General features: G+C 55.3%; 10 protein-coding genes and 5 pseudogenes. 7 read left to right on the top strand and 8 right to left on the bottom strand.

Translation table 11 applies throughout. From position 1 onward, the window contains the following. The first annotated feature begins 402 nt into the window (after positions 1–402). Positions 403–975 carry a cadmium resistance transporter gene (locus FYC77_RS19300; RefSeq protein ID WP_162354570.1) on the top strand — a complete coding sequence of 191 codons (573 nt, stop codon included), beginning with the start codon at positions 403–405 and terminating at the stop codon, positions 973–975. 130 nt (positions 976–1,105) lie between these two features. Here FYC77_RS19300 and FYC77_RS19295 read toward each other — a convergent pair whose 3' ends face one another. Next, positions 1,106–1,966, bottom strand: coding sequence for an MBL fold metallo-hydrolase (locus FYC77_RS19295; RefSeq protein WP_149083122.1), 861 nt, complete (start codon positions 1,964–1,966; stop codon positions 1,106–1,108). 646 nt (positions 1,967–2,612) lie between these two features. Between FYC77_RS19295 and FYC77_RS19290 the strand changes: the two are divergent. Further along, positions 2,613–3,269, top strand: a pseudogene (locus FYC77_RS19290) (ABC transporter substrate-binding protein); the annotation flags it as partial. Positions 3,270–3,455: 186 nt separating this feature from the next. Here the strand turns inward: FYC77_RS19290 and FYC77_RS19280 are convergent. The 4 genes and pseudogenes from FYC77_RS19280 to FYC77_RS19265 all read right to left on the bottom strand — a co-directional run. Next, positions 3,456–3,767 (bottom strand): annotated as a pseudogene (locus FYC77_RS19280) (IS630 family transposase); the annotation flags it as partial. A gap of 104 nt (positions 3,768–3,871) precedes the next feature. Next, positions 3,872–4,837, bottom strand: coding sequence for a TIGR03557 family F420-dependent LLM class oxidoreductase (locus tag FYC77_RS19275; protein ID WP_162354569.1), 966 nt, complete (start codon positions 4,835–4,837; stop codon positions 3,872–3,874). Positions 4,838–5,868: 1,031 nt separating this feature from the next. Beyond that, on the bottom strand, positions 5,869–6,741 hold the full coding sequence (locus FYC77_RS19270; protein ID WP_149083118.1) for a fumarylacetoacetate hydrolase family protein: 873 nt from the start codon (positions 6,739–6,741) through the stop codon (positions 5,869–5,871). 733 nt (positions 6,742–7,474) lie between these two features. Beyond that, the gene (locus FYC77_RS19265) at positions 7,475–8,239 is read right to left on the bottom strand and encodes an IclR family transcriptional regulator (RefSeq protein WP_149083117.1); all 765 of its coding nucleotides are present in this window, start codon (positions 8,237–8,239) and stop codon (positions 7,475–7,477) included. 555 nt (positions 8,240–8,794) lie between these two features. Here FYC77_RS19265 and FYC77_RS19260 point away from each other — a divergent pair. Next, on the top strand, positions 8,795–9,721 hold the full coding sequence (locus FYC77_RS19260) for a nucleoside hydrolase (protein WP_149083116.1): 927 nt from the start codon (positions 8,795–8,797) through the stop codon (positions 9,719–9,721). A gap of 92 nt (positions 9,722–9,813) precedes the next feature. Further along, positions 9,814–10,719 carry a DMT family transporter gene (locus FYC77_RS19255; protein WP_149083115.1) on the top strand — a complete coding sequence of 302 codons (906 nt, stop codon included), beginning with the start codon at positions 9,814–9,816 and terminating at the stop codon, positions 10,717–10,719. 187 nt (positions 10,720–10,906) lie between these two features. Here FYC77_RS19255 and FYC77_RS19250 read toward each other — a convergent pair. Then, positions 10,907–11,056: pseudogene (locus FYC77_RS19250) on the bottom strand (ISH3 family transposase); the annotation flags it as partial. Between the two features lie 29 nt (positions 11,057–11,085). Here FYC77_RS19250 and FYC77_RS19245 point away from each other — a divergent pair. Continuing rightward, positions 11,086–12,285, top strand: a complete 1,200-nt coding sequence (locus FYC77_RS19245; protein ID WP_149083114.1) for a mandelate racemase/muconate lactonizing enzyme family protein — start codon at positions 11,086–11,088, stop codon at positions 12,283–12,285. Positions 12,286–12,379: 94 nt separating this feature from the next. On the opposite strand, the gene FYC77_RS20575 is transcribed toward FYC77_RS19245, so the two are convergent. Together FYC77_RS20575 and FYC77_RS21125 are read right to left on the bottom strand one after the other, a co-directional pair. Continuing rightward, positions 12,380–12,898, bottom strand: coding sequence for a zinc-binding dehydrogenase (locus FYC77_RS20575; RefSeq protein WP_202911875.1), 519 nt, complete (start codon positions 12,896–12,898; stop codon positions 12,380–12,382). A 283-nt stretch (positions 12,899–13,181) separates the two neighbouring features. Continuing rightward, the gene (locus FYC77_RS21125; RefSeq protein WP_202911874.1) at positions 13,182–13,328 is read right to left on the bottom strand and encodes an alcohol dehydrogenase catalytic domain-containing protein; all 147 of its coding nucleotides are present in this window, start codon (positions 13,326–13,328) and stop codon (positions 13,182–13,184) included. Positions 13,329–13,466: 138 nt separating this feature from the next. On the opposite strand from FYC77_RS21125, the pseudogene FYC77_RS19235 reads away from it, so the two are divergent. Next, a pseudogene (locus FYC77_RS19235) lies at positions 13,467–13,814 on the top strand (IS4 family transposase); the annotation flags it as partial. 108 nt (positions 13,815–13,922) lie between these two features. Next, positions 13,923–14,363, top strand: a pseudogene (locus FYC77_RS19230) (transposase); the annotation flags it as partial. Positions 14,364–14,439 lie beyond the last annotated feature (76 nt).

Raw genomic sequence — 14,439 nt, 5'->3', positions numbered from 1 at the left:
CTATCGCCAACTACAAACGAGGAGCTAACCCTGGCAAAACGACGATCGAGGTGTGTCAATGATTCTGTGGTACCCTCATCGTTCAGCCATGTCGAATAACAACGGCTGATTCGTGGCGTCAAGCCTTCGTCCGCTAGCACAATGAGATAACTTGACACGACCCTCCTACTCGGTTCACGAGAACACGTCGGAGTTGGTACAGACTGTCGATCCGGATCGTATCATTTACGCTGAAACCAGATATGGCGCGACGAACCAGACACAAACGCCAACAGGCAATATTTCACGCAACAGCGATAGTTCAGTCCGCGGCTTTCTTCGTTCCCACGGTTTGTAACGTGGCCGCATTCTACCCGTTTCAGACAGCGTAATTCATTTATACTAAAATGCTAATCTAGTATCGTGGAAGTCATTATCGTTGTTGCTTTCGTACTATTTGCTTTTACTCATTTCGATACTGTTATTGCCTTAATTGCGTTTTGCGCTGATCAAGAGTATGGAAGCAGTGAAGTGTTTCTCGGTCACTATCTCGGATTCGCTATTGGACTCCTCCTCGCCGTGATTGGCGGACTCCTTTTCAATGAACTACTTCACTCGTGGGTACATCTTCTCGGGATCATACCGCTCACCCTTGGCGTCTTGAGCATTTTACACCGTCTCCCTGAGACCAATCTCATCCATAGACGGGCGAGCGGCTACGGTGGTCGTATCGGAGTCGTTGCCGCTACGGGAATCGGTCTCAGCGGAGAAAATTTGGCCGTTTTTATCCCGTTCTTCGCCACACTCGGTCTGTTGGAGGTCATCGTTATTTTCATCCTCTACGCTATCGGTGGTGGTGTACTGTATCTCGTTGCGTCGACTGTCGTGCGATACACGTTCAGCGTTGTGCATCTCTCTTGGATCGATCGATGGCTGGTCCCAATCGTTCTCATCGTTACCGGTGTCTTCATTATGGGATCCGGTGTTCTGGGATGAGAACGGAGAGCCTAATCGCTACAGCCACGGACGCCCTCGTTGTACCGATGATTACGTGTATCAAAAGAGGGTACTGAGGCACGTAATCTGCTGTCGAAACATACGTGAGGTCGATTATACTAACGGGTGGTCACTTACGGAGCGAACGAGCTTGTACGACCCCGGGGCAATCGACATCGATTCGATCTCCGATCTGCACGACTTCGATCGTTCGCGGATACGCAAACGAACTGGCGTGCTCGTGAAGGGCCGTCGGCATCGCATTAACCCCGCGCCACATATCATAATGCGACGGAACGAGTCGATTGACTTCTAACTGGTTTGCCGCCTCGATAATCTGATTTTCATCCATATACCATCGTGTCGGTCTGGTTTCGTCGTCTTCGGGGTAGTAGATGTTACCCACGGTACCGAACGCAAACGCGCCAACATCGACGTCGAACATCTCCGCTACATCTTCGAATGCATCGGATGGTCGGCTATCACCGCCATGGAAGAACGTTCCCGACTCGTGTTCAAAGAGATAGCTCACCGGTTCGATTGCGTCGGGATCGTTGGCTGGCAATACGTGGACGGTAACGTCGCCGATGTCGAACGATTCTCCTTCCGAGATCGTTTGGCGGTTCTCAGATGGTGCCTGTAGATCTCCCTCGTAGTCTGACTCCTCGTAGGAGGCCTGCGGTGCGTAGAGATCGGCATCGAGGTCGTTCACGAGTGGTGCATACGATGGCGGATGCATATGATCGATATGCTCGTGGGTGACAACGACGGCATCACAAACGGTCGCATCGGCTGGATCCATCGGGACAGGAATCATTCGGACGATGTTCGGTGGATCACCGTCGCCGAAGTACGGATCAATGTAGATAGTCGCCTCTGGCGACCGCACTACGAATGCGTTACAGCCGAGATACCAGATCGACAGGCAGTCACAGTTCGTCGCCTCGATTTCCGAGCGGACGAGCCAGTCGTCCCAGGTTGAGTGTATCATATCTCTCCATAGTCAACAGCAATTATAAATATCGGGGTTGTTGTCCTATCAAATTTGGACGGTGCTCACGGCCAACGCCATCCACCGATATTCGTTACTGGTCGTAGCGTGGTAGTGATGCAGAGGCCTGCACGAGGAGGGTGTCCACTTTAGCGTGAAGCCGAGCTATAGTAGCCACTGCAAGTCATTGCACACCTGACCGCCAGACGTGTCGGCGATCAGTGTGTAAACCGTTGCAGTTGTTACTATGGGGTAAGTTAGTGCACTACAGATGCTCGATGCATGATTCTGAAGACTCGTCAGCAGGAAGTATTTTGATATGAGGATAAGCCAGGCCTGGATTCTATTCGTCTTGGTAGCTCCTTCTCATATATCTGTGGACACATACGAGAAGCTCCCCTCAAATACCTATCACTAATATCTCTTCTAAAAGGAATACTTTTTTATAGTATTGGGGCAGCCTTGGGCTAGCACATGAGAACGTCTGACAATGGTGAGAAGACAATCAGCCTGATTCACACGCGTCGATCGTTCCTTGCTGCAGGTGGGGCTGGGGCTGCAACGGCGATCGCTGGGTGTACAAACGGTGAAGGTATTAGACGAAGAGGACGAAGAGGAGACTGACGTTGACCGGGCGTATTTGCGGATGGTCGTCGACTCCGTGAGTTCGATGGATCCGGTGGTCATCCAACTCGACAGCGTCGGCGAATACAACATCTACGAGCGTCTTGTCGAACACGTCCACGGTTCACTTCCCGTAGAAGGAGTTCTCGCAGAAGACTGGTCCATCGAAGAGAACGGCCGTATCTACGAGTTCGACCTGAAAGAGGGCGTCCAGTTCCATGACGGAAGAGAGGTGACTGCCGACGATTTCGTATACTCGTGGCGCCGGATGGCAGAATCACCGGATACGCGGAATGCCGACGACCTCTTCGACACGTTCGAGATCGAACAGGAGCGTGACGACGACGGCGAACTCGTCCCTGACTCCCTCGGCGTCGAGGCGGTCGACAATTACACGCTCAGAGTCGAACTCACTCGGTCGTTCTACATGGCGCTCGATCAGTTGGCGAGCATCTCGTTCGCCGTGACACCCGAAGGAGTCGTCGGTGACATTTAGGGGTACGACGGCGAGATAGACCAAAACGAGTTCGGGACCGAGAACCCGATCGGGACCGGTCCGTTCCAGTTGGAAAAATGGGAGCAGGGGAGCCACCTCTCTATCGAGCGGTTCGACGACTATCACGGAGATGTCCCAGAGATTGATGATGTCCACTGGTCGATCATGGACGACTCGAACGCGCGGTTGAACCGGAACCTCGACGTATTCACGATGCAACCGTCCCAGTTCGATCCGGGTCTGCTCGACATCGATGAGATCGACGACGACGGAGGGGAGTTCGGTACGTACGGGCCGCTCGACAACGACGAGACCGTTCAGTACATGTCGTTTGAGGTGCTGGTTTCGTACTATATTGTCTTTAACACCGCAAACACCGACGACAGTCCCACGCCTGTACAAACACCGTCGTCAAGGACTAGATTTTTGCCGTCGTCATCTAGATTCTTGTCATGTTCTGTCTCTGTGCCCTCGTCGAACGCATCTGCGACGTGTTTGTCGAGATTGCTCTCCGGTTTCTGGCCAGGAGGATCGCTCTGAACGTGGTTTATCGTACGATAGGCCACGGTTCCGGAGGAATCGACCGAGGTAATCCGGTTGATACGTAACAGCGAACTCTTCATCGAAGAGTCGGTGGATTTCCTGTGCTTTCCAAGGCCGTCTTTCCCGAAAGTGTTCTATAGTAACAACTGAAGCGAGTTACATATCGAAAGATGCCAAGCGTTCGGGCAGCGATTTCGAATCGGGGCGGACGAGAAACGCGTCACTCTCCACTTCTGTGATCGTTATAGTACTCTTTCCTCCATTACCTCGATAAATGAAGACTGATCCGGGCTCGAGGAGAGGATTTCGACCTCATCGAAGCCGGCGGCCTCGAGTTCCGTGAGTTTTTCTCGAATCTCGTCGGGATCGCTCGTTACAAGGAACTCTCCGTCCATCTCTTCGATCGGGATCTCACGGCCGGCCGCTTCGATGACGCGCGGATCGGCGATTTCTTCGTCAAATCCGATGGCGGGAGGACCGCGCCAGAAGCCTGTCGCTTCGAGCGCGCGGTCATAATCCTCGTCGTAGGAGACTAACAGCTGACGGATCCGACGGATTTCGTCTGGATCTCGATCGCCCTCTTTTGCCCCATCCTCGAGAGCAGGCACGAGCGACTTCTCATACGTATCGATGTCCCGAAGCGTAAGAAAACCGTCTGCGTATCGGCCGGCGACCCACGTCGACATCGGGCCGTTGCCAGCGACGTAGAGAGGAACTCGCTCGTTTGGCAGTGTATAGAGGTTCAGCGCGTTAGTCGACCAATACTCGCCGTCGTAGTCGACGAAGCCGCCGTCCCAGAGACGGCGGATGATTTTACACGCATCGATGAGGCGCTCACGACGCTCCGAGTACGGCGGCCACTCGTACCCAAGCGGAAACTCGTTCATCGCTTCGCCTGTTCCGAGCGCGAGGTGGACCCGTCCTTCGTACATGGAACCGAGGGTCGCAAACACCTGTGCAAGGAACCCGGGATGATAGCGGCCGATCGGCGGCGTAACACCGGTGCCAATCCGCACGTTCTCGGTGCGTTCGAGTGCCGTGCCCATCCACGGAAACGCGGCTCCGCAGTGAGCGTCGGTATGCCACCACGGGTGGATGTGGTCGCTCGTCCACACCGTATCGAACCCAGCCTGTTCGGCTCGTTCGACATGGTCAACGAGCGTGTTTGGACCATACTGCTCATGTGCAGCAAAGTATCCTACGTCCATACTAGCCATACTTCCGGAAGTTATTTAAATTTGATTGGGTCGAACGGGTGGCGGGTCAGTTTGGAACCAAAACGAACTGATCGAAGCGTGATTCGTCGGGAACCTAACGGACGGAATCGCGGGGATACTCGGGTTGTCAGTGTGCTCAGAGCGAATGAACTACTCTCATACTCTGCTGGCATATCCCACGGATAGTGTCTGACGAAGACGCACGTATTTCTCGTCCCGAGACGGCGAAGTTGGCTTTGTCTGCGTCCTGGAAGCGACACAACGGTATCTGCCTTTTACTGTCCCGTTATCCACGTATCGATCAGTATACATCGTGGCTGTCGCTGTTACACGACCGTGACGCGTGAGGACAGACAGATCACCGACCAGTCTCGACCAACGATAGTACGTTCTCTCGCGGCTTCGATGCGAAATCACGACCGTCGTCGAGATTACCCGTGTCGGCGAGTCGATACAAGGCGCCGTCTCAGTCATTGCGAAGAACGTTCAAACGAGCCTCCGTTCCACAGTTCGTCTTCACAACTCCTTTCGCATTATTCGAAACACATGGTCGCCTCCCTTTCTCACGATGCTTGTGATTAACGACCACGAGAAACAATCGCATAATGTCGAAAATTTGCGGTAGCTAAGATAAATATATTACAAGTGTATGCCTGTAAACGGTGGCCTCGGGAAAGATGTGAGGTCTACCATACACATCCAGGTTCGAGTAATACGAAACCCGACTGCCCAGAAGATCTTCGCTTTCGGTTGGGCAATACCGCTACACGACGTACCAGCGTCATTTTATTGTATCATCTCCGTGTCAAACTCGGAACCGTTTATATTAGGCAACGAGAATGGCAGTGTAACTATAGGAGACGGCGTAACGTAGGAACGAGGACGATCGATGCAGCCCTCGCTTTTTGCCCGACGCGCTGACGTCGGCCATGGAAACGTCGGTGTGATCGGGTCATAGTGAATACGTTTTACTCGCTCTCTGGAAGGTAAAAGGAGAACAAAGAACGGATGAACGGCAGGGATTATACCTCAACGACAGTGTTCGAGAGTGTTCCGATCCCCTCAATACCCATCTCGACCAGGTCGCCTTCATGCAGAGTGAAACCGTCGTCGGGGACGAGGGAAGTCCCAGTCAGGAGAACTGAGACGTTGGAAACGATGTTGTGTTTGGTATAGTAGTCGACGAGTTCGTCGACCGACCGAACCATCTTGCTCGTACTCGTTGTTTCGTTGTAGAGCACCTCTTGGTTGCGACTGATCGTCATCCAAATCTCCAAGTCGTGGGGATCCTCGATCGAGGACGCTGAACGAACGCATGGACCGACTGCACAGCACCGGTCGTACACCTTCGCCTGAGGAAGGTACAAGGGATTGCTTCCCTCGATCGATCGGCTGCTCATGTCGTTACCGACCGTGTAGCCGATGATTTCGTCGCCCGACAGCACGACCCCCAATTCCGGCTCCGGCACGTCCCAGTCTGAATCCGCGCGGATACCGACCTGTTCGGCTGGTCCGACAGTTCGGCTCGGCGTAGCCTTGAAGAATATTTCTGGCCGGTCGCTCTCGTAGACGTCGATGTACATATCCGGCATCGAACTCTCCGTCTGACGGGCTTCCTCACTAATCCGGTAGGTCACGCCGGCTGCCCAGATTTCGCCCGACGAGACCGGTGCAGCCAGCGCCTCGTTTTCCGTTGGATGAATTTCAATTTCTGCCGCATCGTCGAGCAACTGCTCGGCGACCGCGTCGATTGGGCAATCCACGATCGAGACCGCAGAGAGGAGATCCTCGAACGTCCGAAGCCGTGAGTTTGTCGTGGTGAGGTCGTAGACCGTTTCGGACGTTTCTACTGCGAGACGAGGACGTCCGTCCCCGTATAGCTGGTAGTATCGCATGTCGGTTCCACCGACATACTCGTTCGTATTAGCTATGGCGGTTTGTTCCCTAAAAATATATAGGAATTATATACAGATGGTGAGAACTACATGTGGTGGAACGTTATCAGAGCTGTATCGACGGGAGTTTGAACGTCTCTACAACGAACGAGATATTCAAAACGAAAACCCCAACCGCTACCACTGAAACCGTTCGAGTATCAGCGGTCAAGCGCCGGAGATGCAGCTGACGCCGTCGATGCGGCCGCGAACGCCCAGATCAAGTTGCGGCCACGCCGTCCCAGTTCGCGGTGATAGAACTGCACGAGGTGGGGTCAATCCTTGCCAATCGGAAAAACGAGTTACCCACGTTGTTGACTCAAGAAGACGTGCACCCCTCCACTGAAATTGCGGTAAAGTCCAACGGGCGATCGACATCGTCTATTACTACGCGAAAAGACTCGAGACCTCGGTCCCACCGTTACAAGCGCCAGCGGCTCGCGGACGACCCCCTAAACGAAAAACGGACCCGTCGGCGACGCAGTTATCAACCACGAGAAAGTCAATGCCGTCTCCTTTACTGGATCTGGTGAGGTCGGTTACATGATCTCCGACCGGAGAAGGAATGACCGGCCGAAACCAGACCACACGTTTGGTGTTGACAGTGACCATGATCGATCTGCTGATTTCCTTACCGAGACGGTGGCAACTTTTTACCCAAGGGGCAAAATCGAATGTGTTGCGGTAACTACACTCATGAGAGTGATAGTTCCAACTCGTATTCGTTCACAATTCCAAGAACGTCCTTTTTGAACTCCTCGGTAGGCCAGTCTTCTTCGGCAACGTGGGACGGAATAGTAACGCTGAACGAACCCAAGACTTGGTCTGTAGCGGTCGTCGCTGGAACCGCGAACGTACGGATACCTTCGATGTTCTCCCCGTGATTCACGGCATAGCCCTTCTCTCGAACGTCTGCTAACTCATCGTACAACTCATCACGATCGGTGATGGTGCTCGGTGTCGTCTCCGGAAGGCCCCACTTGTTCAGGATCGCTTCCCGGTACTCGTCATCAAAGTGTGCCAGAATCGCCTTTCCTGTCGCCGTGTTATGCATGTACTGTCGGTTCCCCACCTTTTCGTGTTCCCATTCCGCTTGATTGCCAGAGTATATGTGGAGAAACACCCCCTTCCCGTGTTCTTCGACGACGAAGTTCGAACGCCAGTCTAACTTTTCACCCAACCTGATTGTATACTCTTCCGCGATCATGTATTCATCTTTCCAGTTTTTCGCGTCCCGTCCAACCTGGGCAAACTTCAGGGCAGGATAATAGACGTTGTCCTCCTTAATCAGGTACCCCATATCATACAATGTAGACAAGTGCTCGTGAGCGGTGCCAATCGAGACGTTGACCTCGTTAGCGGCCTCTGTCACATTCGCTCCATCAAGATCAATCAAAGACTCGATAATCTCGAACGAAGTCTCCGTAGTTTTCTTCTTTCTTCCTTTGGTCTCTTTCATGTCTACAGGTATTGTGACTCGTCACCATATTATTTTCGTATTATCCGAATCTCACCTCGCAAAGAGTTGTTCGGGCTGGAGCGACGCCGAAACCCTCGTGTCCAACACGGTTGTCTCTGTTGAAACGGGTTACAAACCGATCTGAAAGACCTGTCGCAGGGGAGTGTTTGCTTTCAGTGACGGGAATACGATGCTTCGTTCCGTCGTGGACAGTTCGACACTCACCGGACAATTTGAATGGATCTCGAACCCACAGTCGCGGGTGCGGAAGAACCACTACATCGCAGGGGTAACTATCTGATAGGGTGGGAAGATAGTAAGTGGTAGCGAGAAGTGGTCATGTAACTCGCCGACCTGATCAGAGAGAGTCTAAACGTGAATTGTGATAAGGGTCGGGAGAACGAGGGCATCCCGGACACCCTGACGGATATTGGGTTGTGCCCGCCGTCGGTGGAATTATCACCTCGAGATGTCGATTCAGTGTTCGAGTTGCTTGGTCGTGACCCAATGTTATTTGTCTTCACCCCGCTAGGTCAGTAGTACGGATCATCAGACATGACTACAGATATCGTTCTCGACTGTGACCCAGGGCACGATGATGCAATCGCGGCGCTGCTCGCGTTGACAGCCCCCGAACTGTCAGTTCGAGCTGTCACGACGGTTGCGGGTAATCAGACGGTCGCGAAGACAACCCAGAACGCGAGACAAGTGTTGACGTTAGCCGATCGAACGGACGTCCCCATCGCGCGGGGCATGACGGAACCAATGGTACGCGACCCGATGTTCGCCGAGGACGTTCACGGGGAATCGGGTCTCGACGGCCCTGCCCTCCCGGATCCGGCAGTAAACACGGCTGACGAGGACGCGGTCGAACTCATTGCACGGACGGCCAAGGAGGTCGGCGCCATCACTTTGGTACCGACTGGTCCTCTTACAAACGTTGGGATGTTGTTGAAGCGCTACCCAGACATTGAGCAGTACATCAACGAGATTGTGTTGATGGGCGGAGCAGTTGGGATCGGAAACTATACACCCGCCGCCGAATTCAATATCCTCGTCGATCCGGAAGCCGCTGACATTGTATTCACGTCGGACGTCCCGGTCACTATGGTCGGTCTCGATGTGACTCGTTCGGCCAGAATCCGAACTGATGAGTTCGATCGATTCAGAAAACTGGGGACCGAGGTTGGTGAAACAGTTGCAGGATGGCTCGATTTCTTCCATCGCTTCCATGAGGACCGCTTTGGATGGGACGGAGTCCCAATCCACGATGCCTGTGCCGTCGCCGAGCTCATAGATGAGAGTATCGTCGAGACGGAGAAGATGCACGTCGCCGTCGAAACGTCGGGGAACCATACCAGCGGGCGAACGGTCTGTGACCGATACGGCGTGCTTGAGTCAGAACCCAACACCGATGTCGGCGTCGGTATTGACCGCGACGCGTTCGTCGATTTGCTTGTCGAAGCAGTCGCGAGATACTAACTGACAGCCACTATTGCCGAATTTTCTCCGGCGTTCGTCTTCTTGAAGGGGTAGTTTTATGTACTACAGGACGACGATTAATAGAGTATCAAATGTTTGAGGACCAGAGCGTCCTACTAGGGGCGATATTGGCATCAATAGCTTCGTTGATGTTTGCTTTCCAGTACATTTTCGTCCGCCAAGGAACTCAAAAGGGGACTGTGTCAGACATTATCTGGATTTCGTTACTGAGTAATGTCGTCATCTTGGTACCGCCAGCTTTACTCCTGTATGATTTTTCGATGACAATCATGTCGGTTCTCGCCTTTATGGGTGCAGGGCTGTCCGGATCGCTATTCGCCCGGATCTGCATGTTTACGAGCATCAAGCGCCTCGGTGCGAGCCGTACTTCCCCCATCGTTGCATCGAACGCACTCTTCGCGACTGTGCTTGCGGTACTTGTGCTGGACGAATCGTTGACCCTCGTTCACCTCTTCGGGGTGATTCTAATAGTGGCTGGGGTCACTCTAATTTCGTATGACACTGCAGAGGGAAAGCGCGTCAATCTCACACGGCGCGAACTGGCAATACTGTTTTTCGTTCCCATTCTTGCCGCAGTGTTTCTTGGAATAGAACCGATCTTTATTTCTCTCGCACTAGAGGCTGGTGGATCGATCATCCCGGGTACCGCGATTGTCGTTACGACAGCGTTCGTTGGGTTCACAGCTTATACGGGGGGAACCACCGGATTACCTTCACCGTCGCTCGTTCGGAAGCCATATTTTAAATGGTACATCGCGGCCGGTGTCGCTACCACGTTCGGCCTTCTGGCTGCTTTTAGTGCCATCCAAATAGCTCCAGTTGCCATTGCAGTTCCGCTCATACAGACATCGCCGCTTTTAGTCATCGTTCTGTCGATGCTGTTCTTGTCGTCGAAACTCGAGAAGGTAACACCCGTTGTCTTGGTATCGACCGTGATCATAATCGTCGGCGCGACTATTGTTACTCTCGTAGGGTAAGATCAGTCGATCACATCGACAGCCGCACTGTCTTGTCCAGTAGGCACTGACCCTGCTTGAACTGTGCTTGGTCTGTCTCGAAGAGATGGTAGCGATGGGCTTCGGCCTGGATAGTCGCTGTCGGCGGCGGATCGCCGCCGACGCGACAGTGTCGCCACTCACGACCGCTGCCCCAATTCAGGGACAGCTACCGGAAGAACCGGTCGTCGAGTGGTTGATTCGCTGGGACAGCTCTGCGCACGCCGAGGGCTGTCCAGGCAGCACGAACGATCATCTCACAGAACTCCGTGAACGACCACTCCCAGAGGCGGCGCCCCCCACGGCGGGGCGCCGCCAGAAGACTTCGCATCCGATCTGGCCGTAACGATGTGGGCCGAGTTCGACGAGTCGCCCACACGAGACGAACCGACTCCCGAAATAACCGACCTGAACACCATCGTCATCGACGGCAACTTCCCGTGGACGCTCGTCACCGTCGAAACCGACCAGGGCGTGACGGGCATCGGCGAGGCCTATCCGTCCCCAGGCGTCCACGAAGTGATCACGGACTACCTCCGCCCAGTGCTCGTCGGAGAGAATCCACTCGACGTCGAACGACTGTACTACCTGATGCGCGAGAGTCTCTCTGGTCGCGGCTCGCAATGGGGAATCGGAACGATCGGAATCAGTGGCGTCGAGATCGCTCTGTGGGACGTCGCCGGAAAGATTCTCGATCAGCCGATCTACCAGCTTCTGGGCGGCAAGCTGCGCGAGGAGGTCAAAGTATACGCCGACTGCCACGCCGGCGAGGCGATGGTTTCCTCGGCCCAGGACGGACAAGAAGAGGGGACGTACCAGCCCGAAGCTTACGCGCAAGCCGCGCGAATGGCCGTCGACGACGGATTCGACATGGTCAAGTTCGATCTCGACGTGCCGTCCGGCCGTGAGGTCGATACACTCTCGCGGCACTTTGATCCCGTCGAGATCGAGCACAAACGGTCGATCGTCGAGGCCGTGACCGACGAAATCGGATCCGATGCCGAGGTTGCCGTGGACTTACACTGGAACTTCAGCCCCGAAACCGCTGGGCGAATCTGTCGTGCGATCGAACCGTACGATCTCGCGTGGGTCGAGGATCCACTACCGCCGGAGAACACCGACGCGATGCGCGAACTCAAACGCTCCGTGGACGTGACGTTGCTGACTGGCGAAAACCGCTACGGACGTCACGGGTTCCGCGACCTGATCGAAACTCAGGCTGTCGACTTCCTCGCCCCGGACGTCCCGAAAACCGGCGGGATCGCCGAGACGAAGAAAATCGCTGACATGGCCGAAACGTACTACCAGGCGCTCGTCCCCCACAACATCGGCAGTCCCGTCGCGACTGTCGCAACCGCACACGTCGGTGCGACCGTTCCGAACTTTATCGCTCTCGAGTACCACGCCCGCGAAGTACCGTGGTGGGAAGACCTGGTCGCCCGGGACGACCCACTCGTCCGAAACGGTCGCCTTGAACTCCCCGACGGGCCGGGCCTCGGAATCGAGCTCGACTGGGACGTCGTCGCGGAACATCGGAAGGACGGATAACACGTCGACCATCGCCGTTTTCTCGATTCGATTGGGGGTATGTTCCGTTCGGTAGACAGCAACCCAAGATCCAAAGCAGGTAGCTCAATCACCGTCACCGCTGCGGGTAGACCATCGCCTTCAGCCCGTCGCCGTCCGCCAGCCGATCGAACGCACGGCCGAGTTCTTCGATTCGATACTCGTCGGTGACGAGGGGGTCGACGACGACGCCGTCGTGGCGCAAAAGGGCGACTGCGCGCACGAACGAATCGGGCGTCAGCGAGTACGTTCCCTGGAGTCGTCGCTCGTCGTGGAAGAGATCGAACGCCGAGAGTTCGGCGTCCTCCGGTGGGACGCCGAAAACGAGCGTCGTTCCACCCCGGCTCGTCACCTTGCGAGCCTGTTGAGTCGTTCGGCGACGACCGGCGGCTTCGATCGCGGCATCGACTCGACCGACCGACTCCGAGATCGCCGCTTGCGGATCGTCGTTCGTAGGATCGGTCGTCTGGTCCGCACCGACCTCGAGGGCGAGTGTCCGACGGTCGTCGATCAGCTCGGAGACGACGATCGGGGCGACACCGTAGACGCGTAACGTCTGTACGAGCAACAATCCGATCGGCCCCGCGCCGATCACCGCAACGGCGTCGCCGGGGGTTACATCGAGCCGATCGACAGCGTGGACACAACAGCCAAGCGGCTCCGCAAACGCAGCGATCGTCGGCGAGAGGTCGCCGATCGGTTCGACGTTCGTGGCCGGAGCGACGACGTACTCTGCGAACGCGCCATTCGACGGTGGACGGCCCAGCTCCGCCGATCGACGTCAGATCTTCACAGAGGTTCGCTCGGCCCTGTGTACACCGCCGACACTCGTAACACGGGACCGACGGATTCACCGCGACGCAGTCGCCGATCTGGAGTCAATCTACGTCGTCACCGACCGCGACGATCTCGCCCGCGGTCTCGTGTCCCAGCACGCGGGGGTGCTTGACGTCGAACGCGCCGCAATATGCGTGGTAATCCGTCGGGCAGACACCACATGCGTCGACCCGGACGAGGACGTCCAACGGGCCGGGTACAGGACGATCCCGCTCTCGAACGTCGATGGTTTCGGTGGCATCTGTTCTAGTTTAACAGACCGGGGTATCCAGAGACGTCGAGCTAGAACCGTCAGTAACTAGGAATGTGGGAATCCGGTAGAGAGTGTGTATACCCTACCGGATTCAGTAGTTGTGAACCGCATCCAAAGAGCATTTCCATCCGATGAGTTGCGCGAGCGTGCTCGCGCAACGAATCTCATCCAGCGAGAGCGGAATCTCGACGTCGTCGCGCTGTTTTACACGCTTTCACTCGGCTTTGCCGCCGGATCTGATCGATCCATTCAGGCGTTTCTCGAACGCTACGTCGAAATGGCTGACTGTGACGAACTCTCGTATGCGACGTTTCACGGCTGGTTCAAACCGGAGTTCGTCGCACTCCTTCGAGAGATTCTCGATGACGCCATCGAGAATCTCGACACGGGCCAAACCGAGCTTACCGGACGTCTCGAACGGAGTGACCAGCGAAACAGCTGAACCCCTTGATCAACGGCAACTCGATACTCAAGCGAAACACGGCTGAACGAGCCCTGGGATAGGGTCAGAACATACGCAGACCACTCATTTCGAGACGTCCTCATCGTTGACGCTACTATCATCTCGCTCTATCAAGACGCCAGAGATGTCTACGCACTCGATGATGACCGAGCCGGGGCGAAACACCATCTCACCGAATCGCTCTCGACGGGGCTTCCGACGCGATTCCAGACAACCGACGCGAGCACCCACGAACGGAGCCAGCTACCCACCGGCGAGTGGGTAGCTGGCGCCCTCATCCTGTTCGATCTCGGCTACTACGATTTCTGGCTGTTCGACCGCATTGACGCCAATGGCGGCTGGTTCGTCTCGCGCGTCAAAGCGAACGCAGACTTCGAAATCGTCGAAGAACTCCGGACGTGGCGCGGGAACAGCATTCCGCTAGAAGGCCAGTCGCTGCAGGCCGTCCTCGACGACCTGCAGCGACAGGAAATTGACGTACAGATCACGCTCTCGTTCGACCGCAAGAGCGTGTCATAGAAACGTTCTCAACGAAGGCAGCAGGGTGTGGAAACTGTGTCCAGCAGCGCCACAACCCTGCAAG

Source organism: Natrialba swarupiae, assembly GCF_008245225.1.
In the GTDB taxonomy this organism is placed as follows: Archaea; Halobacteriota; Halobacteria; order Halobacteriales; family Natrialbaceae; genus Natrarchaeobius; species Natrarchaeobius swarupiae.
Note: the sequence above shows the minus strand (reverse complement) of the source record. Positions and strands in the feature narration are given on the sequence as shown.

Excerpts from the sequence above, each read along its gene's own strand:
- FYC77_RS19295 (WP_149083122.1), bottom strand. The coding sequence starts at position 1,966 with ATGATACACTCAACCTGGGACGACTGGCTCGTCCGCTCGGAAATCGAG.
- FYC77_RS19275 (WP_162354569.1), bottom strand. The coding sequence starts at position 4,837 with ATGGACGTAGGATACTTTGCTGCACATGAGCAGTATGGTCCAAACACG.
- FYC77_RS19270 (WP_149083118.1), bottom strand. The coding sequence starts at position 6,741 with ATGCGATACTACCAGCTATACGGGGACGGACGTCCTCGTCTCGCAGTA.
- FYC77_RS19265 (WP_149083117.1), bottom strand. The coding sequence starts at position 8,239 with ATGAAAGAGACCAAAGGAAGAAAGAAGAAAACTACGGAGACTTCGTTC.
- FYC77_RS19260 (WP_149083116.1), top strand. The coding sequence starts at position 8,795 with ATGACTACAGATATCGTTCTCGACTGTGACCCAGGGCACGATGATGCA.
- FYC77_RS19255 (WP_149083115.1), top strand. The coding sequence starts at position 9,814 with ATGTTTGAGGACCAGAGCGTCCTACTAGGGGCGATATTGGCATCAATA.
- FYC77_RS19245 (WP_149083114.1), top strand. The coding sequence starts at position 11,086 with ATGTGGGCCGAGTTCGACGAGTCGCCCACACGAGACGAACCGACTCCC.